Annotated in this window: 23 protein-coding genes; 8 read left to right on the forward strand and 15 right to left on the reverse strand. The window is 57.4% G+C overall.

Translation table 11 applies throughout. From position 1 onward, the window contains the following. Positions 1–9: 9 nt before the first annotated feature. From prfB to xerD, 4 genes are all read right to left on the reverse strand, one after another. Positions 10–1,108 (reverse strand): peptide chain release factor 2 gene (prfB, locus tag HV355_RS07065; protein WP_108416304.1). Its coding sequence is split into 2 segments (ribosomal slippage): positions 10–1,032 and positions 1,034–1,108, totalling 1,098 coding nucleotides; the frame shifts between segments, so codons are not numbered across the junction. A gap of 89 nt (positions 1,109–1,197) precedes the next feature. After that, positions 1,198–2,931 (reverse strand): single-stranded-DNA-specific exonuclease RecJ, encoded by a 1,734-nt coding sequence (gene recJ / locus HV355_RS07070; protein WP_148400611.1) that lies wholly within the window; start codon positions 2,929–2,931, stop codon positions 1,198–1,200. A gap of 5 nt (positions 2,932–2,936) precedes the next feature. After that, positions 2,937–3,650, reverse strand: a complete 714-nt coding sequence (gene dsbC / locus HV355_RS07075) for a bifunctional protein-disulfide isomerase/oxidoreductase DsbC (protein ID WP_010435313.1) — start codon at positions 3,648–3,650, stop codon at positions 2,937–2,939. Between the two features lie 28 nt (positions 3,651–3,678). Beyond that, entirely contained in the window at positions 3,679–4,575 is an 897-nt protein-coding gene (gene xerD / locus HV355_RS07080; RefSeq protein ID WP_182401424.1) for a site-specific tyrosine recombinase XerD, read from the reverse strand. A gap of 101 nt (positions 4,576–4,676) precedes the next feature. On the opposite strand from xerD, the gene fldB reads away from it, so the two are divergent. Continuing rightward, on the forward strand, positions 4,677–5,198 hold the full coding sequence (fldB, locus tag HV355_RS07085) for a flavodoxin FldB (protein WP_182401426.1): 522 nt from the start codon (positions 4,677–4,679) through the stop codon (positions 5,196–5,198). Positions 5,199–5,205: 7 nt separating this feature from the next. Here fldB and HV355_RS07090 read toward each other — a convergent pair whose 3' ends face one another. Further along, positions 5,206–5,616, reverse strand: coding sequence for a protein YgfX (locus tag HV355_RS07090; RefSeq protein ID WP_120158689.1), 411 nt, complete (start codon positions 5,614–5,616; stop codon positions 5,206–5,208). Next, positions 5,597–5,863: an FAD assembly factor SdhE gene (gene sdhE, locus HV355_RS07095; RefSeq protein WP_010435322.1), complete on the reverse strand. Its 267-nt coding sequence runs from the start codon at positions 5,861–5,863 to the stop codon at positions 5,597–5,599. Before sdhE ends, HV355_RS07090 begins: the two co-directional genes overlap by 20 nt. 294 nt (positions 5,864–6,157) lie before the next feature. On the opposite strand from sdhE, the gene ygfZ reads away from it, so the two are divergent. Further along, positions 6,158–7,138, forward strand: coding sequence for a tRNA-modifying protein YgfZ (ygfZ, locus tag HV355_RS07100; RefSeq protein ID WP_182401428.1), 981 nt, complete (start codon positions 6,158–6,160; stop codon positions 7,136–7,138). An 84-nt stretch (positions 7,139–7,222) separates the two neighbouring features. Here ygfZ and HV355_RS07105 read toward each other — a convergent pair whose 3' ends face one another. Further along, the gene (locus HV355_RS07105; RefSeq protein WP_182401430.1) at positions 7,223–7,882 is read right to left on the reverse strand and encodes a hemolysin III family protein; all 660 of its coding nucleotides are present in this window, start codon (positions 7,880–7,882) and stop codon (positions 7,223–7,225) included. A gap of 265 nt (positions 7,883–8,147) precedes the next feature. Here HV355_RS07105 and HV355_RS07110 point away from each other — a divergent pair, with 265 nt between their 5' ends. From HV355_RS07110 to HV355_RS07135, 6 genes are all read left to right on the forward strand, one after another. Continuing rightward, a complete protein-coding gene (locus HV355_RS07110; RefSeq protein ID WP_182401432.1) occupies positions 8,148–8,879 on the forward strand; it encodes a MurR/RpiR family transcriptional regulator in 732 nt (243 codons plus the stop codon). 117 nt (positions 8,880–8,996) lie between these two features. Then, entirely contained in the window at positions 8,997–10,430 is a 1,434-nt protein-coding gene (gene bglA / locus HV355_RS07115) for a 6-phospho-beta-glucosidase BglA (RefSeq protein WP_089600032.1), read from the forward strand. Between the two features lie 125 nt (positions 10,431–10,555). Next, complete coding sequence (locus tag HV355_RS07120; RefSeq protein ID WP_010435334.1) at positions 10,556–10,915, forward strand: hypothetical protein; 360 nt, start codon at positions 10,556–10,558, stop codon at positions 10,913–10,915. Positions 10,916–10,963: 48 nt separating this feature from the next. Next, positions 10,964–12,973, forward strand: coding sequence for a protein-disulfide reductase DsbD domain-containing protein (locus HV355_RS07125; protein ID WP_182401434.1), 2,010 nt, complete (start codon positions 10,964–10,966; stop codon positions 12,971–12,973). Position 12,974: 1 nt separating this feature from the next. Next, a complete protein-coding gene (locus HV355_RS07130; RefSeq protein WP_148400608.1) occupies positions 12,975–13,577 on the forward strand; it encodes a DsbA family protein in 603 nt (200 codons plus the stop codon). Continuing rightward, positions 13,567–14,067, forward strand: coding sequence for a protein disulfide oxidoreductase (locus HV355_RS07135; protein ID WP_182401436.1), 501 nt, complete (start codon positions 13,567–13,569; stop codon positions 14,065–14,067). Before HV355_RS07130 ends, HV355_RS07135 begins: the two co-directional genes overlap by 11 nt. Positions 14,068–14,070: 3 nt before the next feature. Here HV355_RS07135 and HV355_RS07140 read toward each other — a convergent pair whose 3' ends face one another. The 8 genes from HV355_RS07140 to HV355_RS07175 all read right to left on the reverse strand — a co-directional run bounded on the left by HV355_RS07140 (position 14,071) and on the right by HV355_RS07175 (position 24,101). Beyond that, entirely contained in the window at positions 14,071–14,814 is a 744-nt protein-coding gene (locus HV355_RS07140; RefSeq protein ID WP_182401438.1) for an SDR family oxidoreductase, read from the reverse strand. A gap of 70 nt (positions 14,815–14,884) precedes the next feature. Beyond that, positions 14,885–17,758: an aminomethyl-transferring glycine dehydrogenase gene (gcvP, locus tag HV355_RS07145; protein ID WP_126815914.1), complete on the reverse strand. Its 2,874-nt coding sequence runs from the start codon at positions 17,756–17,758 to the stop codon at positions 14,885–14,887. A gap of 124 nt (positions 17,759–17,882) precedes the next feature. Next, positions 17,883–18,272 carry a glycine cleavage system protein GcvH gene (gene gcvH, locus HV355_RS07150; protein WP_008499718.1) on the reverse strand — a complete coding sequence of 130 codons (390 nt, stop codon included), beginning with the start codon at positions 18,270–18,272 and terminating at the stop codon, positions 17,883–17,885. 23 nt (positions 18,273–18,295) lie between these two features. Beyond that, positions 18,296–19,390, reverse strand: a complete 1,095-nt coding sequence (gene gcvT, locus HV355_RS07155) for a glycine cleavage system aminomethyltransferase GcvT (RefSeq protein ID WP_182401440.1) — start codon at positions 19,388–19,390, stop codon at positions 18,296–18,298. A gap of 397 nt (positions 19,391–19,787) precedes the next feature. Continuing rightward, entirely contained in the window at positions 19,788–20,990 is a 1,203-nt protein-coding gene (ubiI, locus tag HV355_RS07160; protein ID WP_174340153.1) for an FAD-dependent 2-octaprenylphenol hydroxylase, read from the reverse strand. 12 nt (positions 20,991–21,002) lie between these two features. Continuing rightward, positions 21,003–22,181, reverse strand: coding sequence for a 2-octaprenyl-6-methoxyphenyl hydroxylase (ubiH, locus tag HV355_RS07165; protein ID WP_174340152.1), 1,179 nt, complete (start codon positions 22,179–22,181; stop codon positions 21,003–21,005). Further along, entirely contained in the window at positions 22,178–23,491 is a 1,314-nt protein-coding gene (gene pepP, locus HV355_RS07170) for a Xaa-Pro aminopeptidase (protein WP_182401782.1), read from the reverse strand. Before pepP ends, ubiH begins: the two co-directional genes overlap by 4 nt. A gap of 31 nt (positions 23,492–23,522) precedes the next feature. Then, positions 23,523–24,101, reverse strand: coding sequence for a YecA family protein (locus HV355_RS07175; protein ID WP_010435353.1), 579 nt, complete (start codon positions 24,099–24,101; stop codon positions 23,523–23,525). Positions 24,102–24,170: the final 69 nt, after the last annotated feature.

Here is a 24,170-nt window from a genome sequence, read left to right on the forward strand (position 1 = left end):
GTTGGTTCCTCATAACCCTGCTTTCAAACTTGCTTCGATAAATTGATCCAGGCTGCCGTCCAGCACCGCCTGCGTGTTGCGGGTTTCAACCCCGGTACGCAGGTCTTTGATGCGGGAGTCATCAAGGACGTAAGAACGGATCTGGCTGCCCCAGCCGATGTCGGACTTGTTGTCTTCCATCGCCTGTTTCTCAGCATTTTTCTTCTGCATTTCCAGTTCATAAAGCTTCGCTTTCATCTGCTTCATGGCCTGGTCTTTGTTCTTATGCTGGGAACGGTCATTCTGGCACTGCGTTACCGTGTTGGTTGGAATGTGGGTAATACGCACCGCCGATTCCGTACGGTTAACGTGCTGACCACCCGCGCCGGATGCGCGGTAAACGTCGATTCGCAGATCGGCCGGGTTGATTTCGATATCGATATCGTCTTTCACTTCCGGGTAAACAAACGCGGAGCTGAAGGAGGTATGACGGCGTCCGCCAGAATCGAACGGGCTCTTACGTACCAGGCGATGAACGCCGGTTTCAGTACGCAGCCAGCCGTAGGCGTAATCACCAATAATCTTAATAGTGATGGATTTCAGACCCGCGACTTCACCTTCAGATTCTTCGATAATTTCGGTTTTGAAACCGCGCGCTTCTGCCCAACGCAAATACATACGCGCCAGCATGCTCGCCCAGTCCTGCGCTTCTGTACCGCCAGAACCGGCCTGAATATCGAGATAGCAGTCGGCGCTGTCGTATTCGCCGGAGAACATACGACGGAATTCGAGCTGTGCCAGCTTCTCTTCCAGAACGTCGAGTTCTGCCACGGCTTCGTTAAAGGTTTCTTCGTCGTCGGCTTCTACAGCCAGTTCCAACAGACCAGAGACATCTTCCAGCCCCTGAGACATTTGGTCCAGGGTATCGACAATCGCTTCGAGAGAGGAACGCTCTTTACCCAGCGCCTGCGCGCGTTCAGGTTCGTTCCAGACGTCCGGCTGTTCCAGCTCGGCGTTTACTTCTTCAAGACGCTCTTTCTTGGCATCATAGTCAAAGATACCCCCTAAGAACGTCAGAGCGCTCCGTGAGGTCCTGAATGCGGTTTTTTACCGGATTAATTTCAAACATGGTCTGTTTTCTTTTATGGGCTTGTCAAAATGCGGTGATAAGAGCGGGATTGTACCGAATCCACGCCCTTTTTTGTAGCTTTACTGACGCTAAATTGGCCAGATATTGTCGATGATGATCTGAAGGGAGCGGTTACCGCGAAACTCGTTGATATCAAGCTTATAGGCCAGCTCAACCTCCCGCACGCCGTTGTCCGGCCAAATGGAGGTGTCAACGTTGAAGGCGATGCCGTCCAGCAGCGGGCCGCCACCGGCTGGCTCGACCATCACTTTGAGGTGACGTTCGCCAACAATTCGCTGTTGCAGCAGACGGAAACGGCCATCGAACAGCGGTTCCGGGAACATCTGCCCCCACGGCCCCGCGTCACGCAGCATCTGGGCCACCTCCATGGTCATTTCAGCCGGTGAAAGTTCGCCGTCGGAGACCACTTCGCCCTGTAACAGTGCAGGGTCAATCCAGTCTGTCACCAGCTCGCCAAACAGCCGCTGAAACTCGTCGAACTTCGCCTCTTCCAGCGACAGGCCTGCCGCCATCGCGTGACCGCCAAACTTGATCATCAGACCCGGGTAAAGCGTATCCAGGCGCTCCAGCGCATCGCGCATGTGCAGCCCCTGAATTGAACGACCGGAGCCTTTCAGCGTGCCGTCGCCCGCAGGGGCAAACGCAATCACCGGACGGTGGAAGCGCTCTTTGATGCGCGACGCCAGGATACCGACCACGCCCTGATGCCACTCGGGATGGTACATCGCCAGGCCGCCCGGCAGCGTTTCGCCGCTGCGTTCCAGCTTTTCACACAGGGTCAGCGCTTCGGCCTGCATCCCCTGCTCGATCTCTTTACGGGTCTGGTTCAGGGCGTCCAGCTCGTTCGCCAGCACGCGCGCCTCGCCGATGTTGTCGCACAGCAGCAGCGCGACGCCGACGGACATATCGTCCAGCCTTCCGGCGGCGTTAAGACGCGGCCCGAGGGCAAAGCCGAGATCGCTTGCCGCCAGCTTGAGCGGATCGCGGTTTGAAATTTCCAGCAGCGCCTTAATCCCCGGACGGCACTTGCCCGCCCGGATGCGGCTTAAGCCCTGCCAGGTCAAAATACGGTTGTTGGTATCGAGAGGCACCACGTCCGCCACGGTACCCAGCGCCACCAGGTCGAGATATTCGGCCAGGTTCGGCACGGCAATCCCGCGCGACTCAAACCAGCCCTTATCACGCAGCAGCGTTCGCAGCGCCAGCATCAGATAAAACGCCACGCCGACACCGGCCAGGGATTTCGACGGGAAATCGCAGTCGCGCAGATTGGGGTTAATGATGGCTTCGGCGGCAGGCAGGGTTTCGCCCGGCAGGTGGTGATCGGTAACCAGCACCGGGATCCCCAGCGCATGCGCATGATCGACACCCGCATGGGAGGAGATCCCGTTATCCACGGTCAGGATCATCTGCGCACCGCGCGCGTGAGCCTGATCGACCACTTCCGGGCTAAGACCGTAACCGTCTTCAAAGCGGTTTGGCACCAGATAGGTGACGTTATCGCAGCCCAGCGCGCGCAGGCTGAGCACGCTCAGTGCGGTACTGGTTGCGCCGTCGGCATCGAAATCGCCCACCACCACAATCCGCGTCCCTTCCCGGAACGCGTTGTAGAGCATTTCAGTGGCCTTTTCGACGCCGCTTAGCTGCTGCCAGGGCAGCATACCTTTGACGCTACGCTCAAGATCGTCCGCCGTTCGCACACCGCGGCTGGCATAGAGCCGCTTCAGCAGCGGCGAAAGATCGTCAGGTAAATCAGCCGTGTCAGCCGCTTCGCGGCGGCGCAGTTTTATCGGAGCTTTCACGCGGATTATTTACCCGCAGTCTGTTTCTGGTGCGCGTCGAGGAACTCTTTCATCTCTTTTGGTCCCTGATAGCCCGGCACCACGTAGCCGTTGCTCAGCACGATGGCTGGGGTACCGGTCACGCCAAACTGCACGCCCAGCGCATAGTGATTTGCGATATCAATGTCGCAGGAAGCAGGCTTAACGCCTTTGCCGTTCATGGCATCATCAAAGGCCTTGTTGCGGTCTTTCGCACACCAGATAGCCTTCATGTCCTGCTCTGGCTGGCTCTGCACGCCGGCGCGCGGGAAGGCCAGGTAACGCACGGTAATACCCAGCGCGTTGTAGTCTTTCATCTCTTCATGCAGCTTGTGGCAGTAGCCGCAGGTGATATCGGTGAAGACGGTAATCACGTGTTTTTCCTGCGCCGCTTTATAAACGATCATCTCTTTTTCAAGCGCATTCAGGTTTTTCATCAGCAGCTGGTTGGTCACGTTGACCGGCTGCGCGCCGCTCACGTCATACATCGGCCCCTGAATGATGTGCTTTCCGTCTTCGGTCACGTACAGCACACCACTGTTGGTTAAGACGGTTTTCATTCCCGCAACGGGCGCGGGCTGAATGTCGCTGCTGGTGACGCCCAGTTTTGTCAGAGACTGTTTGATGGCGGCGTCGTCAGCATGAGCAAAACCGGTAAATGAGGCTGCCAGCAGGGTGAACAGCGCAAAAGACTTTTTCATATTTAATCCTGTAACAATTCGTCGGCACTCACGCGCGTGGGTGGTGCTGTTGGTGTAGCTGCCGCAGGCGTTCCGTCGCGACATGGGTATAAATCTGCGTCGTTGAGAGATCGCTGTGTCCCAACAGCATCTGCACTACGCGCAAATCAGCGCCGTGGTTTAGCAGATGCGTCGCAAAGGCATGACGCAAAACGTGCGGCGACAGCTTTTCACTGTCAATGCCTGCCAGTGTGGCGTAATGCTTGATGCGATGCCAGAAGGTTTGTCGCGTCATCTGCTGCGCACGCTGGCTGGGGAACAGCACATCGATAGAAACACCATTCAGAAGCCACGGTCTGCCGTGCTCCAGATACGTCTCCAGCCAGTACACCGCCTCTTCACCCAGCGGGACGAGCCGTTCTTTGTTCCCTTTACCTATCACGCGAACCACGCCCTGACGCAGGCTGATATCGCTCATCGTCAGGCCAACCAGTTCCGAAACGCGCAAACCGGTAGCATACAATAGTTCAAGCATCGCTTTATCGCGTAACTCCAGCGGCAGGTCAACAGCGGGTGATTGTAATAATCTCTCAACTTGCGCTTCGCTGAGATCTTTCGGCAGCCGCTGCGGAAGTTTAGGCGATGCCAGCAGCGCACTGGGATCGTCCGCCCGGATCTTCTCACGGTAGAGGTGCTGGAACAGACGACGCATTGCGCTAAGCAGGCGTGCGGAGCTGGTGGCCTTGTAGCCGCCGTCCATCCGCTCACCCAGCAGCGCCTGCAGGTCATCGCGTTGGACACTCTCAAGCGTCAGTTCCCGGTGTGCCAGCCATTCCACCAGCATGGTGAGATCGCGCCGATAGGCACTGAGCGTGTTTTCGGCCAGGTTTTTCTCCAGCCACAGCGCGTCGAGAAACTGTTCGATGAGTGCGAGAGCCTTTTCCACATCAACCTCTTTGATTCTGCAATCCGGGCATTATGCCTGATTGCCATCGGTTTCTGGTACACTACGCGCAAAGTCAGAGTAAGAATTGAGAACGTTACGCGATGAATATTGGTCTTTTCTATGGTTCCAGCACCTGCTATACCGAAATGGCAGCGGAAAAAATTCGCGACATCATCGGCCCGGAGCTGGTGACGTTGCATAACCTGAAAGATGACGCCGTCGCGCTGATGGAACAGTACGACGTGCTGATCCTCGGCATCCCGACCTGGGACTTTGGCGAGATACAGGAAGACTGGGAAGCCATCTGGGATCAGCTCGATTCGCTCAACCTCGAAGGCAAAATCATTGCGATGTACGGCATGGGCGACCAGCTTGGCTACGGCGAGTGGTTCCTGGATGCGCTCGGCATGCTGCACGATAAACTGGCACCGAAAGGCGCGACGTTTATCGGCTACTGGCCAACAGAAGGCTATGAGTTCACCAGCAAGAAACCGATTATCGCGGATGGCCAGCTGTTTGTCGGGCTTGCCCTGGATGAAACCAACCAGTACGACCTCAGCGACGAACGCCTGGAAAACTGGTGCGAACAGATACTGGGTGAAATGGCCGAGAAGTTCAGCTAACGCGAACTTAGCCCTGCGTCGGTTGTTGCAACATCATCCGGCGCAGATCTCGCCACTCCGCAGCATCCATACTGTCGGCAGCCAGCCACAGGTGCTGGCGACGACCACCTTCAGGCTGACGCAGTCTCAGCATCATGCCAACGCTAAGCATCCATGGTGTACCGACGATCTCCCACTCTTTCCCCTGCCAGCGCAGACGAGAATCCATCAGCAGTTTGATTTCACCCTGACGGGCGTTGATCCGGCGCTGGCTGCGCACGCTATCAAAAACCACAAACGACAGCAGCAATAACCACAGAGGCGTATAGCTTAGCGGCCACGGCATCAGTAAAACAAAGGCCGCAACCAGGCCGTGGAGCAGTAATGACATCCACTGCGAGCGCCATGAGACGCGAAGATCAGATTGCCACAGGACCACGTTCCCGATTCCGTGTTTGAATTAATTGCACCATCCGTTGCAACTCGGTGTCGGCGGGTTTGCCGTGATTCATCAGCCAGTTGAATAAATCCGGATCGTCAGACTCAAGAAGGCGAACAAACAGGCGCTTATCGTCATCGCTTAAGCTGTCATACTCATATTCAAAGAACGGCATGATGGAGATATCAAGTTCGCGCATGCCGCGACGGCACGCCCAGTGAATACGGGCCTTGTTGTTAATATCCATGTTCTGTTTCCTGCATTACGTTTGGCACAGTTGGTATCCCGTTAGGTATTCATTATTTCTTTCCGGGAACAGTTGCTAGTGTAACGTGTTTTTGGCCGTTTCTTTACTGGAATATTGCAATCGCCGAGCCGGATTCCAGAATAACCACTCTAAAGACAGTGAATTACATTATTTTGCGTGACGCTACGCATAACCGCACGATGGCACGAATGGCGTGCTGAAAGCGCTTGCAATGGCTGTAGTCTCTTTTACCATTAGGCATTATCAAAGCGTTAAGCAATTCAGGATATCACTATGGCATTTACTCCATTTACTCCTCGCCAGCCCGCCGCCTCTGCGCGTCTGCCGCTGACGCTGATGACTCTTGATGACTGGGCGCTGGCGACGCTTACCGGTGCCGACGCCGAAAAATACCTGCAGGGGCAGGTGACGGCAGACGTTGCGCAGCTGACTGAACACCAGCACCTGCTGGCAGCGCACTGCGATCCAAAAGGAAAAATGTGGAGCAATCTGCGCCTGTTCCGCCGCCAGGATGGGTTTGCCTTAATTGAACGCCGCAGCCTGCGTGATGCCCAACTGACCGAACTGAAAAAATATGCGGTGTTTTCCAAAGTCACCATCGCGCCGGACGACGAGCATGTATTGCTTGGTGTGGCAGGTTTCCAGGCGCGTGCAGCGCTCAAAAATCTCTTCAGCGAACTGCCGGATGCGGAAAAACAGGTGGTCAGCGAAGTTGAAACCTCTATTTTGTGGTTTGAGCATCCTGCCGAGCGTTTCCTGCTGGTGACGGATGTTGCCACCGCTGAGCGCGTGACCGACGCCCTGCGCGGTGAAGCGCAGTTGAATAACAGCCAACAGTGGCTGGCGCTGAACATTGAAGCGGGTTTGCCCGTCATTGACGCGGTAAACAGCGCACAGTTTATTCCGCAGGCGACAAACATCCAGGCGTTGGGTGGCATCAGCTTTAAGAAAGGCTGTTACACCGGTCAGGAGATGGTGGCACGTGCAAAATTCCGCGGTGCCAACAAACGCGCCCTGTGGACCCTGGCGGGCCGCGCCAGCCGGGTTCCGGAAGCAGGTGAAGATCTCGAATTGAAAATGGGTGAAAACTGGCGCCGTACCGGCACGGTACTCGCCGCCGTTCAGCTGGATGATGGTCGTCTGCTGGTGCAGGTCGTCATGAATAACGATATGGAAGCCGACAGCGTATTCCGCGTGCGCGACGATGCCAATACGTTGAGCATTGAACCGCTGCCGTATTCACTGGAAGAGTGATGCTGTATCGCCCGGTGGCGCTGCGCTTACCGGGCCTACTGATCCCGTAGGTCGGGTAAGGCGAAGCCGTCACCCGACAACAAACTACACCTGCCCCACATACAAATAAATCGCCAGGAAATGGCACACGCTGCCGCCCAGCACAAAGCCGTGCCAGATGGCGTGGTTATACGGAATGCGCTTGCAGACGTAGAAAATCACGCCCAGCGAGTAGACCACACCGCCCACCGCCAGAAGCGTTACGCCCCCAACCGCCAGCTTAATCGCCAGTTGATATACCACAATCAGCGACAGCCAGCCCATCGTCAGATAGGTCACCAGCGACAGCACCTTAAAACGGTGTGCAATGGTCAGCTTAAACAGGATCCCCAGCAGCGCCAGGCTCCAGATTACAATCATCAGGCCACGCGACAGCGGCGAGTTTAATCCCACCAGCAAAAACGGCGTGTAGGTGCCTGCAATAAGAAGATAGATAGCGCAGTGGTCAAATTTTTTGAGCCAGATCTTAGCCCGTTGATGGGGAATAGCGTGATACAGCGTTGAGGCCAGGAAGAGCAGGATCATACTCCCGCCATACAAGCTGTAGCTGGTAATAGCCATCGCGCTGGCGTTGGTGTCCACCGCCTGCACCAGCAGTAATACTAAACCGACAACCCCAAAAACCAGGCCTATGCCGTGGCTTATGCTGTTGGCTACTTCCTCAGCCAGCGAATATCCCTGTGCGATTAATGGTCTGCTTACCATACTTAACTCCGGGAAAACAAAAGATGATTATTCATCGCCTGACTATGCTAACTGAGAATGATTCCAGTGAACACCTGTTAGCTAAAATAAATCCACATTCAAGATTTATCCTTACAAATCAAAATAATGTAAAAATAATTCGCCGCACAAATGTAAATGATTTCATTAACACCTGAGTAATCAAGGAGATAAAACCGTCTCTCGCCCTTCATCGACATGGTATGATTATGAATAGTGTCCGACAGCGAGTTTAGCCATTGTGAGTATGTTCACCCATTCCGCTATTGCCAGTCTCAACAATCTTGAGATGATGGTCTACAACTACGTCATTAAGAACCGTGACAAAGTGATGTACATGACCATCCGCGAGCTGGCGGACGCGGCTGGCGTCTCCACCACCACTATCCTGCGCTTTTGCCGCAAGCTAAACTGCGACGGCTACTCTGAATTTCGCGTGCGCTTTAAGCTCTATTTAGAGCAAAATGAACCGCAGCAGGCCAATTTTGGTGCCAGTGAAATTATCAGCTTCTTTAAAAGCGTCAACAATGAAGAGTTTGATGCGTTATTAGATGACGCTGTAGATATTATTTTATCTTCAGAACGTATTATATTTGTCGGAGCGGGCACGTCCGGTTCACTGGCAAAATATGGCGCACGTTTTTTTTCAAATATCGGAAAATTCAGCAACCATATCGACGATCCTTATTTTCCCGTCACCAATGATATGGCAAAAAATGCGTTGGCTATCGTGCTCTCCGTCTCGGGTGAAACCGAGGAGATCCTGCGCTTTGCCAGCCAGTTTAGCCTGCACCATTGCAAGGTGCTCTCTATCACCAGTCACGAACACTCACGCCTGGCAAAGCTGGCGGACTTTAACCTCTCCTGGCATGTGCCTCAAACGCGTATTGCAGGCGTGTACGATATTACCACCCAAATTCCCGTCATCTATATTCTGGAATCGCTTGGGCGTAAGCTGGCGAAGAAATTAGCAGAATAAAACACCCTGTTTTTTTGATGTAACAAATCACATTGCGCACAAATTGTTATATCGTGACATTTAATTTCGCTTTGTTAGACTCGATTTCAATGAGTCCTGAATTGAGAAATAGCAAAGATGAAAAAACTGACCTTACCGAAAGATTTTTTATGGGGCGGCGCGGTTGCGGCTCACCAGGTTGAAGGCGGCTGGAATAAAGGCGGCAAAGGGCCAAGCATTTGCGACGTCCTGACCGGCGGTGCGCACGGCGTACCGCGTGAAATCACCCAAGAGGTGGTGCCGGGTAAATACTACCCAAACCACGACGCGGTAGATTTCCACGGCCACTACAAAGAAGACATCAAGCTGTTTGCCGAGATGGGCTTCAAGTGCTTCCGCACCTCCATCGCCTGGACGCGCATCTTCCCGAAAGGTGATGAAACGCAGCCAAACGAAGAAGGGCTAAAGTTCTACGACGACATGTTCGACGAGCTGCTGAAGTACAACATCGAGCCGGTCATCACCCTCTCCCACTTCGAAATGCCGCTGCACCTGGTGCAGGCGTACGGCGGCTGGACCAACCGCAAAGTGGTCGATTTCTTTGTGCGCTTCTCCGAAGTCGTGTTTGAGCGCTACAAAAATAAGGTCAAATACTGGATGACCTTCAACGAAATTAACAACCAGCGTAACTGGCGTGCGCCGCTGTTCGGCTACTGCTGCTCCGGCGTGGTCTATACCGAACACGACAATCCGGAAGAGACCATGTACCAGGTGCTGCACCACCAGTTCGTGGCCAGCGCGCTGGCGGTGAAAGCTGCCCGTCGCATCAACCCGGAGATGAAAGTCGGCTGCATGCTGGCGATGGTGGCCCTCTATCCGTTCTCCTGTAAACCAGAAGACGTGATGTTCGCCCAGGAATCCATGCGCGAGCGCTACGTCTTTACCGACGTCCAGCTGCGCGGCTATTACCCGTCCTACGTGCTGAACGAGTGGGAGCGCCGCGGTTTCTCCATCAAAATGGAGGCGGGGGACGAGCAGATCCTGCGTGATGGGACGTGCGACTACCTGGGCTTCAGCTATTACATGACCAACGCGGTCAAAGCGGAAGGCGGCACCGGCGATGCGATTTCCGGCTTCGAAGGCAGCGTGCCGAATCCGCACGTCAAAGCCTCCGACTGGGGCTGGCAGATTGACCCGGTGGGCCTGCGCTATGCGCTGTGCGAACTGTACGAGCGCTATCAGAAGCCGCTGTTTATCGTGGAGAACGGTTTCGGCGCCTACGACAAAGTGGAAGAAGACGGCAGCATCAACGATGACTACCGCATCGACTACCTGCGCGCCCACGTGGAAGAGATGATGAAGGCCGTGACGTACGACGGCGTGGATCTGATGGGCTACACCCCGTGGGGCTGCATCGACTGCGTCTCCTTCACCACCGGTCAGTACAGCAAGCGCTATGGCTTTATCTACGTGAACAAGCACGACGACGGCACCGGTGACATGTCCCGTTCCCGTAAGAAGAGCTTCGACTGGTATAAAACCGTAATTGCCAGCAACGGCGAAACGCTGTAATTCATCGCCCTCTCCTCGCACAGGAGAGGGCAAACCTATTATCTCCCAGACACTTCTTTACAGCTTAAGCGTTGCCAAAAAACCTGCGCCCTATAAGATAAGCCTCGTGAATATTTGAGGCAAAGATGATCAAACGACAACGCAACGCTATCCTGCTTGTTGCCCTGGCCTGTCTGGTGGTGCTGATATGCACCGCCCAGCGGATGGCCGGGATGCACGCGCTTGTCATGAACGTCACCGCCGTAAGCCAGCCTGTCCAGCAGGGGCAGGAGAGCATCGACGCACCGGTGACGCCCTGTGAACTCAGCGCGAAATCGCTGATGGCCGTTCCGCCAATACTGTTTGAAGGTGCTCTCTTTGCCGTCACCCTGCTTCTTGCGCTGCTGGCCGCTAATCCGCCACGCCGCGAGCGGCTGTGGCCTCCCCGCGTTATCTCCCCGCCCCGATTACGGGTACATCTAAGACTCTGCGTCTTCCGTGAATGAGCATTCGCCTGACACATCAGGTTAATTCATCATTTACGGAGAAAATTTATGTTTACTGTATTCAGGCGACTGCTGGTCTGCCTGCTTTGGCTATGGCTGCCCCTCAGCCAGGCCGCCGACAGCGGCTGGCTGCGTGCCGCCGATAATCAGCACGCCAGCGTCAGGCTGCGCGCGCAGCCTGACAATAATGGCGATACCCGCCTGCTGCTGGATGTCGCCCTTGAAAAAGGGTGGAAAACCTACTGGCGCTCGCCGGGAGAAGGGGGCGTTGCCCCTGCTATTCTCTGGCATCAACCGGTTGATGCCACCTGGCGCTGGCCTACGCCCGAGCGTTTCGACGTTGCTGGCATCACCACGCAGGGTTATCACGGCGACGTGAGTTTTCCCATTACGGTGCGTGGCGAGTCGCCAAAAACCCTGAGCGGCGTGCTGACGCTGTCTACCTGCAGCAACGTCTGTATTCTCACCGACTACCCGTTCTCACTGGATCTGACGACCAGCGCGGGCGGCGACTTTGATTACGATTACCGTCGGGCGATGGGCACGCTACCGCTCAGTAGCGGATTGACGTCAGCGATTAGCGCCAGCTACACCTCCGGCAAGCTGACCGTAACGGCACAACGTGACGCAGGCTGGCAGCAGCCCTCGCTGTTTATCGACAGCATGGACGATGTTGATTTCGGCAAGCCAACCTTTTCCGTGCGCAGCGGGTCGCTTGTCGCCACCATCCCGGTGACGGACAGCTGGGGCGACGCGGCTCCTGACATCAGCGGCAAAACGCTGTCAGTCGTTCTCGCGGATAACGGCCAGGCGCAGGCGTCCAGTCTGAATATCGGGAAAGGCACCCTCACGCCAGCGTTCTCGTTAGGCTGGGTCCTGCTGATGGCGCTGGCTGGCGGCCTGATCCTCAACGTCATGCCCTGCGTGCTGCCCGTTCTGGCCATGAAGCTCGGCACGCTGATGCAAACCGAACGTCAGGCGCGCGGCCAGATACGCAGGCAGTTTCTTGCCTCGGTAGGCGGGATCGTCATTTCGTTCCTTGCGCTGGCGCTCATGATGACGGTCCTGCGTTTAGGTAATCAGGCGCTCGGCTGGGGGATCCAGTTCCAGAACCCGTGGTTTATCGCTGCGATGGCGCTGGTGATGGTGCTGTTCAGTGCCAGCCTGCTGGGATTGTTTGAGATCCGCCTCCCCTCCTCTGCCAGCACCTTCCTCGCCACGCGCGGTGGCAACGGGCTCGCGGGCCATTTCTGGCAAGGCGCGTTTGCCACCCTACTGGCAACGCCCTGCACCGCGCCGTTCCTGGGTACTGCCGTGTCGGTTGCGCTGGCGGCACCGCTCCCGCTGCTGTGGGGCATCTTCTTTGCGATGGGTGTCGGCATGAGCCTTCCCTGGCTGCTGGTGGCGGCCTGGCCGGGGCTGGCACAGAGGCTGCCGCGTCCGGGGCGCTGGATGAACGTGGTGCGAGTGGTATTGGGAGTGATGATGCTCGGCTCGTCCCTGTGGCTGCTGAGCCTGCTGGTGGTGCATATCGGCACGCTGCCCGTCATCACGCTGGGTGTGACGCTGATCCTTATCCTGCTGCTGGTGACTGCCTGGCGCTACCGCTGGCAAACCGCGCTGCGTGCCGGTGCCTTTGCCCTGGTCGTTGCCGCCGCAGCGGCGTTCATTACCGCCCCCGGCGGGGAGAACGGCCGTCGCGATCGGGTGAACTGGCAGCCGCTGAGTGAAGAGGCGATTGCCCGCGCGCTGGCTGACAACAAGCGGGTGTTTGTTGACGTGACCGCCGACTGGTGCGTGACCTGTAAAGCCAATAAATACAACGTTCTGCTGCGCGACGACGTGCAGGATGCGCTTTCCGCACCGGATATTGTCACCCTGCGCGGAGACTGGAGCCGCCCTTCCGCCACCATTAGTCAGTTCTTAACCACGCGCGGCAGCGCCGCCGTGCCGTTTAACCAGATTTACGGACCGGGATTACCGCAGGGCCACGTGCTACCTGCGTTATTAAGCCGCGACGCGGTGCTTACCACCCTGTCCGATGCGAAAGGAAAATAACATGAGAGCCTTTATTGCTTTGCTTATGCTGTCTTTATCCACGTTCAGCGTCGCCGCGCCGTCGGATGACGCGTCCAGTGACCAACTGGCTAAACTGCTGTTCAACGACCCCAATAGCCCGCGTACCGGCGCGAAAGCGCCAAAGCTGATTATTGTCTCTTTCACTGACTACAACTGCCCTTACTGCAAGCAGTTCGACCCTATGCTGGAGAAAATCGTGCATGACAACCCGGACGTGCAGCTCATCGTTAAGCTGTTACCGTTCAAGGGCCAAAGCTCGGTGAATGCGGCAAAAGCGGCGCTTTCGGTTTGGCAGCAACAGCCTGATAAATTCTGGGCGCTGCACCAGCGGTTGATGATGAAAAAAGGGTATCACGACGATGCCAGCATCGCGGCGGCTCAGACAAAGACCGGGACGGACAGCATTAAGACGGAGGATAAAACCATGGACTCTCTGAAAATGAACCTCATCCTGTCGCAGGTGCTGAATATTCAGGGTACCCCGGCGACCATCATTGGCGACCAGATGGTCGCGGGAGCCATTCCTTATGAGGATCTGGAGGCGCTGGTGAAAGAACAGCTGACGCAAGCCCGTGGCCAGTAAGCTCCCGCGCCTGGTGCGCGAACTCGCAATGTGGCTGCTGATCGGCGTTGCCGTGAGCCTGGCGGTAGATTATTTCCGCCAGCCCGCGCTGCCGCAGAATTTCGCCTCAGCCGCGCTGCAAACGCTCGACGGTAAGCCCGTCGACCTTATCGCCATGAGTGAGGAACGTCCGCTGCTGGTGTACGTCTGGGCTACCTGGTGTGGCGTATGCCGCTACACCACGCCATCCGTATCGGCACTTACCGCAGAGGGCGGCAACGTGATGTCGGTTGCACTGCGCTCCGGTGATAACGCCACGCTGGAAAGATGGCTGGCGAAGAAGAAAATGACGCTGCCGACGGTCAACGACGCCAGCGGAAGCCTGTCTCGCCAGTGGGACGTGCAGGTTACGCCCACGCTGGTGGTGATCTCTCACGGAGAGGTGAAGTCGATCACCACCGGCTGGACCAGCAGCTGGGGCATGCGGCTGCGGCTGTGGCTGGCGTCGTAGTTGTTACTTTCCGCCCGCCAGCTCCAGGAAGCTGCCGGTCACGTAGGAGGCTTTGTCGCTCAGCAGCCAGGTAATGGCCTGAGCGACTTCCTCCGGCTGGCCGCCGCGCTGCATGGGCAGCATGGATTTCACCCGATCCACGCGCCCCGGCTCGCCGCCGGAGGCGTGGATATCGGTATAGATCAGCCCGGGGCGTACGCAGTTAACGCGAATGCCCTGTGCTGCCACCTCCAGCGATAATCCCGTCGTCAGCGAGTCCACCGCCCCTTTGGAGGCGGCGTAATCCACATATTCCCCCGGTGCGCCCAGACGGGAGGCTGCGGAAGAGACGTTCACTATCGCGCCACCTTTACCACCATGTTTGTGCGACATACGCTTTACCGCCTCGCGACAGCAGAGAAAATAACCAGTGACGTTGGTGGCCAGCACGCGGTTAATGCGCTCGGCTGAGAGGCTTTCGATGGTCGACTGCTCGAATAGAATACCCGCGTTGTTCACCAGCGCCGTCAGCGGCTCACCTTCACGATCGATACTGTCAAACATCGCCATAACCTGCGCTTCATCACTGATATCCGCGCGCACGGCAAACGCTTTACCGCCTGCCTCAACAATCTGATTAATGACCTCCGTCGCGGCCTTGATGTTATGGTGAAAATTCACCGCCACGGTGTAGCCTTCGTTTGCCAACTGCAGCGCAGTCGCTTTACCAATGCCCCGGCTCGCGCCGGTGACGAGTGCAATTGCCATTCACTTCTCCCAATAAAAAAGCCGGGTGGCGGCTTCGCCTTACCCGGCCTACGTTACTACATCAGCACGATTACTGGTATTCGCTCATCGGCACGCAGGAGCAGAACAGGTTACGGTCGCCGTACACGTCATCAAGACGCTTCACAGTCGGCCAGTATTTGTTTGCCACACCTGCCGGGAAGACCGCCAGCTCGCGGGAATAACCGTGGTTCCACTCTGCGACCATCTCGTGCTGGGTGTGCGGTGCGTTGACCAGCGGGTTATCTTCCAGCGTCCACTCACCGTCCTGCACGCGGTCGATCTCCATGCGGATCGCCAGCATCGCGTCGATAAAGCGGTCCAGCTCGGCTTTGCTTTCTGACTCCGTTGGCTCCACCATCAGCGTACCCGCCACCGGGAACGACATGGTTGGCGCATGGAAGCCGTAGTCGATCAGACGCTTGGCGATATCCAGTTCGCTAATGCCGGTCTGCTCTTTCAGCGGACGAATATCAAGGATGCACTCGTGCGCCACGCGACCGTCGCGGCCGGTATAGAGCACCGGGAAGGCAGACTTCAGGCGAGTCGCAATATAGTTGGCATTGAGGATCGCCACCTGGCTCGCCTGCTTCAGCCCTTCCGCGCCCATCATGCGGATATACATCCAGCTGATTGGCAGGATAGAGGCGCTGCCAAACGGTGCCGCTGAGACCGCGCCCTGACGGGTCAGCATGCCTTCAATCTGCACCACGCTGTGGCCCGGCACAAACGGCGCCAGGTGCGCTTTCACGCCGATTGGGCCCATGCCCGGGCCGCCACCGCCGTGCGGGATGCAGAAGGTTTTGTGCAGGTTCAGGTGCGACACGTCCGCGCCGATAAAGCCCGGAGAGGTAATGCCCACCTGAGCGTTCATGTTCGCGCCGTCGAGGTAAACCTGACCGCCGAACTGGTGCACCACTTCACACACTTCACGGATGGTCTCTTCGTACACGCCGTGGGTTGACGGGTAGGTCACCATGATGCAGGAGAGCTTGTTGCCTGCCTGCTCGGCTTTCGCACGCAGGTCGGCCAGATCGATGTTGCCGTTCTTATCGCACGCTACAACCACCACCTCCATGCCCGCCATCTGGGCAGAGGCCGGGTTGGTACCGTGCGCGGAGCTTGGGATAAGGCAGATATCGCGGTGACCTTCGTTGCGGCTTTCGTGATAGTGACGGATCGCCAGCAGGCCCGCGTACTCGCCCTGCGCGCCGGAGTTCGGCTGCATGCAGAGCGCGTCATAACCGGTCAGCTTCACCAGCCAGTCGGAAAGCTGGTTGATCATCATGTGATAACCTTCCGCCTGCTCTGGCGGGCAGAACGGGTGCAGCTCGGAGAATTCAGGCCAGGTGATAGGGATCATCTCTGCCGCGGCGTTCAGCTTCATGGTGCAAGATCCCAGCGGGATCATCGCCTGGTTCAGCGCCAGATCCTTGCGCTCCAGAGAGTGCATATAGCGCATCATCTCGGTTTCGCTGTGGTAGCGATTAAAGACCGGGTGCGTCAGGATCGCATCGTTACGCAGCATGCTTTCCTGAATGGAGCGGCTGTCGAGCGCCACGTCTTTGTCCAGCGTATCAACGTCCAGACCGTGCGCGTCACCCAGCAACACGCTGAACAGGTTCAGGATATCGTCACGGGTGGTGCTTTCATCCAGCGTAATGCCGACGGCGTTGTGAATGTCGCTGCGCAGGTTGATCTCTGCTGCATCCGCGCGCGCCAGCACGGCCGCTTTGTCCGCCACGTCCACGCACAGGGTGTCGAAGTAGTGAGCGTGGCGCAGCTTAAGGCCTTTCTGCTGCAGACCGCAGGCCAGAATATCGGCCAGGCGGTGAATGCGGCTGGCAATACGCTTCAGGCCAGCCGGGCCGTGGAACACGGCGTACAGGCTGGCGATGTTGGCCAGCAGCACCTGCGAGGTACAGATGTTGGAGTTCGCTTTTTCGCGGCGGATATGCTGCTCGCGAGTCTGCATCGCCATGCGCAGCGCGGTGTTACCGGCAGCATCTTTTGAGACGCCGATAATACGGCCTGGCATGGAGCGTTTGAATTCATCTTTCGCGCCGAAGAACGCCGCGTGCGGGCCGCCGTAGCCCATCGGCACGCCGAAGCGTTGCGCTGAACCGAAGACAATATCCGCACCCTGTTTGCCCGGCGCTGTCAGCAGCACCAGTGCCATAAAATCGGCGGCAACGCTGACAACCACTTTGCGGGATTTCAGCTCGGCAATCAGCGCGCCGTAGTCGTGAACTTCGCCGGTGGTGCCTACCTGCTGCAGCAGCACGCCGAAGACGTCCTGGTGATCCAGCACTTTGTCAGCGTCGTCGACAATCACGTCAAAGCCGAAGGTTTCCGCACGGGTGCGCACCACGTCCAGCGTTTGCGGATGCACGTCCGCCGCCACGAAGAAGCGGTTGGCATTTTTCAGCTTGCTGACGCGCTTAGCCATCGCCATTGCTTCGGCGGCGGCGGTCGCTTCATCCAGCAGCGAAGCGGAGGCGATATCCATACCGGTCAGGTCCAGCGTCACCTGCTGGAAGTTCAGCAGCGCTTCCAGACGGCCCTGAGACACTTCTGGCTGATACGGGGTGTAAGCGGTGTACCAGCCCGGGTTTTCCAGCATGTTGCGCAGGATAACCGGCGGCAACTGCACGTTGGTGTAGCCCATGCCAATGTAAGACTTATAGCGCTTGTTCAGGCCTGCGATAGCCTTCAGCTCCGCCAGCGCGGCGAATTCCGTGGTGGCTTCCCCCACCTGAGGCGGCGTGGCAAGCTGGATGTCTTTTGGCACAATCTGGCCGATCAGTGCGTTTAATGAATCCGCGCCAACTGTCTTCAGCATCTCCTGCTGTTGCTGAGCATCCGGCCCAATGTGACGTTCAATGAAGGCGCCACGGTTTTCAAGCTGGCTTAAAGTCTGTGTCATGAGCGATGGTTCCTGAAACGTGCAGTGAATTTAAGTTCCCTCTCCCTTTGGGAGAGGGTTAGGGTGAGGGGAAGATTGGCACCCTCACCCCTGTCCTCTCCCAAAGGGAGAGGGGGATTACTGATTACTCGTCTTCTAACAGGGCTTCGTATGCGGTCGCATCCAGCAGCGCGGCAACCTGAGATTCGTCGCTGGCTTTGATCTTGAAGATCCAGCCGCCTTCATACGGCTCGCTGTTCACCAGCTCTGGCGAATCGCTCAGCGCGTCGTTGACGGCAACGATTTCGCCGCTCACAGGGGCGTAGATGTCAGATGCCGCTTTTACGGACTCCGCTACGGCGCAGTCGTCGCCCGCGCTAACGGTCGTGCCCACGTCAGGCAGGTCAACAAACACCATGTCGCCCAGCAGCTCTTGCGCGTGCTCGGTGATCCCTACGGTGTAAGTGCCGTCCGCCTCTTTGCGCAGCCACTCGTGTTCTTTGCTGTATTTCAGTTCTGCTGGCACATTGCTCATTGAAGTTCTCCTGATAAAAATGATTAGGCGACCGGCTTACCGGCGCGAACAAAAATCGGTTTGGTTACGTTGACCGGCATTTCGCGGTTGCGGATTTGCACCACCGCCGTTTCGCCAATACCCGCCGGCACGCGTGCCAGTGCAATACTGTAGCCCAGCGTTGGGGAGAAGGTACCGCTGGTGATCACGCCTTCGCGATGATTGCCGTCGGCATCGGTGAAGCGCACCGGCAGTTCGCCGCGCAGCACGCCCTTCTCGGTCATCACCAGACCCACCAGCTGTTCAGTGCCCTTCTCGCGCTGCATCTCCAGCGCTTCACGGCCAATAAAGTCGCGGTCAGCCGGTTCCCATGCGATGGTCCAGCCCATGTTGGCGGCCAGCGGAGAGACGCCTTCGTCCATCTCCTGACCGTAGAGGTTCATCCCCGCTTCCAGACGCAGCGTATCGCGCGCGCCCAGACCCGCAGGCTTCACGCCCGCTTCCACCAGCGCGCGCCAGAAATCAGCGGCCTTCTCGTTTGGCATCGCAATTTCGTAGCCCGCTTCACCGGTGTAGCCGGTGGTGGCGATAAACAAATCACCCGCCTGCACGCCGAAGAACGGCTTCATGCCTTCGGTTGCTTTGCGCTGCTCGTCGGTAAACAGAGACGCGGCTTTCGCCTGCGCGTTCGGCCCCTGCACGGCGATCAGCGACAGATCGTCACGGACGGTGATATCGATGGCATAAGGTTCGGCGTGTTGGGTGATCCAGGAGAGGTCTTTTTCGCGGGTGGCGGAGTTTACAACGAGGCGGAAGAAATCTTCAGTGAAGTAATAGACGATAAGGTCATCAATCACGCCGCCCGAGGCATTCAGCATGCCGCTGTAGAGCGCTTTGCCCGGCGTCTTCAGTTTAGCGACGTCGTTTGCCAGCAGATAACGCAAGAACTCCCGGGTGCGGCTACCGCGCAGATCGACAATCGTCATGTGTGACACGTCGAACATACCGGCATCGGTGCGCACCGCGTGGTGCTCATCAATCTGCGAGCCGTAGTGCAGCGGCATCATCCAGCCGTGGAAGTCCACCATGCGGGCGCCGCATAACACGTGTTGTTCGTACAAAGGAGTCTGTTGAGCCATCTTGTCCTCGTTGAAAAATTCACCGTGAAACCCGGTATCGGCCTCGTTCCCGAATGCCGACGCAAACGTTCTCTTTTACCTGAACTTACCACCGAAACCGGCGGTTAACCATAAGGTAAAACGGGCCATCACATTAGCTTATGACCAAAAAACGCTGAAAAGCCTACAGAGTTATTCACTGGAAAAATGCGATTAACCCCGCACAAAATTAACAATGATCTAACAGGATTTAGCACATGGTGATATTTCGTGCGGAAAAACGGGCCGAATTTCCGCACCGGAAAAAACGCGACATTAGTTAATCTAATGCGAAAAATGAGGTGGAATTAGATTATTTCAAACGAGGGAATTTCCCCGGCGCAGAGGCCGGGAAAATAAAGTGTGACGGGGATCTAAGTTAGCGCAGCCAGTCAGGGAGATCGTTAAGACCCATCGCCTGACGGAGAAGTTGAGGTTTGACGCCAGGAAGCGTATCGGCCAGTTTAAGACCGATATCGCGCAGCAGTTTCTTCGCCGGATTTGCCCCGGCAAACAGCTCGCGGAAACCCTGCATGCCCGCCAACATCATCGCCGCACTGTGCTTGCGGCTGCGCTCGTAGCGACGCAGGTAGAGATGCTGGCCGATATCTTTCCCTTCGCGATGCAGGCGACGCAGTTCTTCTACCAGCTCCGCCGCGTCCATAAAGCCAAGATTAACGCCCTGCCCGGCCAGCGGATGAATGGTATGGGCCGCATCGCCCACCAGCGCCAGACGGTGCGCCGCAAACTGACGCGCGTAGCGGCCGGTTAACGGGAACACCTGACGCTCGCTTTCAAGCGTGCACAAGCCAAGGCGGTTATCAAACGCCATGCACAGCGCCTGGTTAAAGGCATCCGGCATCGCCTCCTGCATCAGTTGCGCTTTTTCCGGCACCAGTGACCAGACGATAGAGCACAGGTGCGGCTCGCTCAGCGGCAGGAACGCCAGAATGCCGTCGTTGTGGAAAATCTGCCGCGCCACGCCGCCATGCGGCTCTTCGGTGCGGATCGTTGCCACCATCGCATGATGGCGGTAATCCCAGAAGGTCAGCGGGATATCGGCTTTGTTGCGCAGCCAGGAGTTCGCACCGTCGGCACCGACCACCAGACGCGCGGTCAGCATGTCGCCGCTTTGTAAGGTGATAAACGCCTCGTTTTCACCCCATGCCACCTGCTGGATCTGCGCGGGCGCAACCAGCGTTACGTCGCTGCACTGCTGCGCTTTCTGCCACAGCGCGTGGTGGATCACCGCGTTTTCGATGATATGACCCAGATGGCTATAGCCCATGCTTTCATCGTCAAAAGCAATATGACCAAAGCTGTCTTTATCCCACACTTCCATGCCGTGATAGCAGCTGGCGCGCTGCGCCACAATATCTGCCCAGACGCCAAGGTGCGTCAGCAATTTCTCACTGGCGGCATTGATCGCCGAGACGCGGAGTTCCGGCGGAGCATCCTGCGCGACGGGCTGCGGCGCTTTCTGCTCCAGCACGGCCACGCGAAGGCCGCTGCCCTGTAAACCGCAGGCCAGCGCCAGCCCGACCATACCGCCGCCAACAATGGCGACATCAACATTTTGCACGGTGATAACTCCTTAACGCGCGACCCAACCCAGGGTCCGCTGCGCCAGCACGTCACGTGCCGGAATGAACAGTTCCATCGCCATCAGCCCGAGGTTGCGGCCTGCAACCAGCGGTGCCCAGCGATTGGCAAAGAGATGGACTAAACCATCGGTAACGCCGATTGTCGCCTCTTTATCGGCCTGGCGTCGCTTCTGGTAATGGCTTAGTACCGAATAAGCGCCACAATCTTTTTGCTCACCCCATGCCAGCGCCAGCGATTCCGCCAGGCTCATGACATCACGCAGCCCAAGGTTAAATCCTTGTCCGGCAATCGGATGTAATGTCTGCGCGGCGTTGCCGACCAGCGCCACGCGGTGAGAAACAGACTGCGATGCGGTGGTTAACGACAGCGGATAGACCGCACGTTTCCCCGCATGGGTAATACGCCCGAGTCGCCAGCCAAAGGCTTTCTGCAGCTCGGAACAAAAACGTTCGTCGGACCAGGCCTGAACCTCTTCAGCTTTATCCTGCGGATGACACCAGACAAGCGAACAGCGCCCATCCGACATCGGCAGCATCGCCAGCGGACCGTGCTGCGTGAAGCGCTCAAACGCCCGGCCGTTGTGTTCTGCTGCGGTCGCGACGTTCGCAATAACCGCGACCTGCCCGTAAGGCTGCTGCCGCCACTCTACGCCGCACTGCGTGCCGAGCGCCGAACGCGAGCCGTCCGCCGCCACCAGAAGCTGGCCGTCAAGAACGGACCCGTTTTCCAGCGTCACGCTGACCGCGTCTTCGCTGCGGCTAAAGCTGGCCACGCGTGCCGGACAGTGCAGCGTTACGCCTGGCGCATCCTGTAACAAACGGAACAGGCGCAGGCCAACATCATGCAGCTCTACAACCTGCCCAAGCGCTTCAATACGGTAATCCTGCGCATCCAGCGTCACAAACCCGGCATGGCCGCGATCGCTGACGTGCACGGTGTTAATCGCCGTGGCGCAGTCGGCAATCGCCTGCCAGATACCAATGCGTGAAAGCTGCTGACAGGTGCCCTGCGCCAGGGCAATGGCGCGCGAGTCAAAACCGGGGTGGTTCGTCGCCTGCGGGGCAACGGCTTCCACAAGATGGACCGGGAGCTGGCCTTTCGTCAGATGCGAAATTGCCAGCGCCAGCGTGGCACCGGTCATCCCGCCGCCCACGATGATCACGCTCATGCGCGTGCCGCTGCCATCAGCGCCTCAATATCATCGGCGTTCTTCACGACGGTTGCGGTCAGGTTTTCATTGCCGTTTTCGGTGATCACGATGTCGTCTTCGATGCGAATGCCGATCCCGCGGTATTGTTCCGGCACGTCAGCATCCGGCGCGATGTACAGCCCCGGCTCAACGGTTAACACCATGCCTGGCTCCAGCACGCGTGAACGTTCAGGACCGTATGCGCCCACGTCATGAACATCCAGACCCAGCCAGTGGCTCAGGCCGTGCATAAAGTACGAACGGTGAGCATTCTCGGTAATCAGCGTGTCGACGTCGCCCTTCAGAATGCCGAGTTTCACCAGACCCGTAATCATGATCCGCACCACTTCACCGGTGACATCCTGAATGGAGGTTCCCGGACAATATAACCTGAGCGCCGTTTCCAGGGATTCGAGCACGATGTCGTAAATTTCGCGCTGAGCAGGCGAGAATTTACCGTTCACCGGGAAGGTTCGGGTGATGTCGCCTGCGTAGCCCAGATACTCACACCCGGCGTCAATCAGCACCAGATCGCCGTCGCGCAGCGCGCTTTCGTTCTCGGTGTAGTGCAGAATGCAGCCGTTTTCCCCGCCGCCAACGATGGTGTTGTAGGACGGGAAGCGCGCGCCGTGGCGGTTAAATTCGTGGTGAATTTCGCCCTCAAGCTGGTATTCGAACATGCCGGGACGGCACTTTTCCATGGCGCGAGTGTGGGCCAGGGCGCTGATTTCGCCCGCGCGGCGCAGTACGTTTAGCTCTTCCTCAGACTTAAACAGGCGCATCTCATGCACGACCGGGCGCCAGTCTGTGAGCGTGGCGGGGGCTGACAGGTTCTGCCGCGAACCTTTACGCAGCTTATCCAGCGCGGTGAAGACAATCTCATCCGCATACGCATATTCGCCCTGGGCGTGATACAGCACGTCCAGACCGTTGAGCAGTTGGTAAAGCTGCTGGTTGATTTCGCTAAAGGCCAGCGCGCGGTCAACGCCCAGCTTCGCCGGGGCGGCTTCTTGCCCTAAGCGGCGGCCAAACCAGATTTCGGCCGTCAGATCGCGCACGCGGTTGAAAATCACGCTGTGGTTGTGGGTGTCATTGCTCTTGATCAGCACCAGTACCGCTTCCGGCTCGTTAAACCCGGTGAAGTACCAAAAATCGCTGTTCTGGCGATAGGGATATTCGCTGTCGGCACTGCGCGTCACTTCGGGCGCGGCAAAAATCAGGGCAGCGCTTCCCGGCTGCATGCTGGCTAACAGCGCCTGACGACGGCGCAAATACTCTTGATTCGAGATAACCATGACACCCTCCTGTGCGTTATTTTTCTTAATGTAAGGTTGGCTTGCGGACTTCCGGCGCGGTCGGCTGTGAACGCGTAAAGGTGTCGTGGCACAGCAGCGCCGCCACGCGCACGTATTCGATGATCTCTTCGAGGGACATTTCCAGCTCTTCCTGGTCTTCGTCCTCATCGTAGCCGAGCTGTGCAATATTACGCAGATCGTCGATCGCTTCACCCGCTTCGCCGGTCACTTTATCGAGCTTCGGCTGAGACACGCCCAGGCCCAGCAGATAATGGTTTACCCAACCCGCGAGCGCATCCGCGCGATCGAAGACGCTGACGTCGTCCCCATCAGGCAGAAAAAGCTGAAAAAGGAAGCCATCGTCTTCCAGCGAATCACTGGTCGTCGCGTGCATTTTACGCAGCGCTTCTGCCAGTTCGTGACCAAACGCCAGCCCTTCGTTCGTGAGGTCGTGGATCAGCGGCTGCCAGGAGCTGTCGCTGTTTCCACCGCACAGCATGCCACTGATCAGACCGTGCATTTCGGCAGGGGTTAAACCCACTCCCTGCTGGTTCAGTAACTGGTTTAAATCCTTGTAACCAGGCATTTCGTTCTGTATAGACATGCGCATTCGTCATCATTGGGGGATATTCATGATATGCTACCACTTTGGACCCTGGTGATACCAGAAAAG

Source organism: Enterobacter sp. RHBSTW-01064 (genome assembly GCF_014103035.1).
GTDB classification, from domain to species: domain Bacteria; phylum Pseudomonadota; class Gammaproteobacteria; order Enterobacterales; family Enterobacteriaceae; genus Enterobacter; species Enterobacter mori.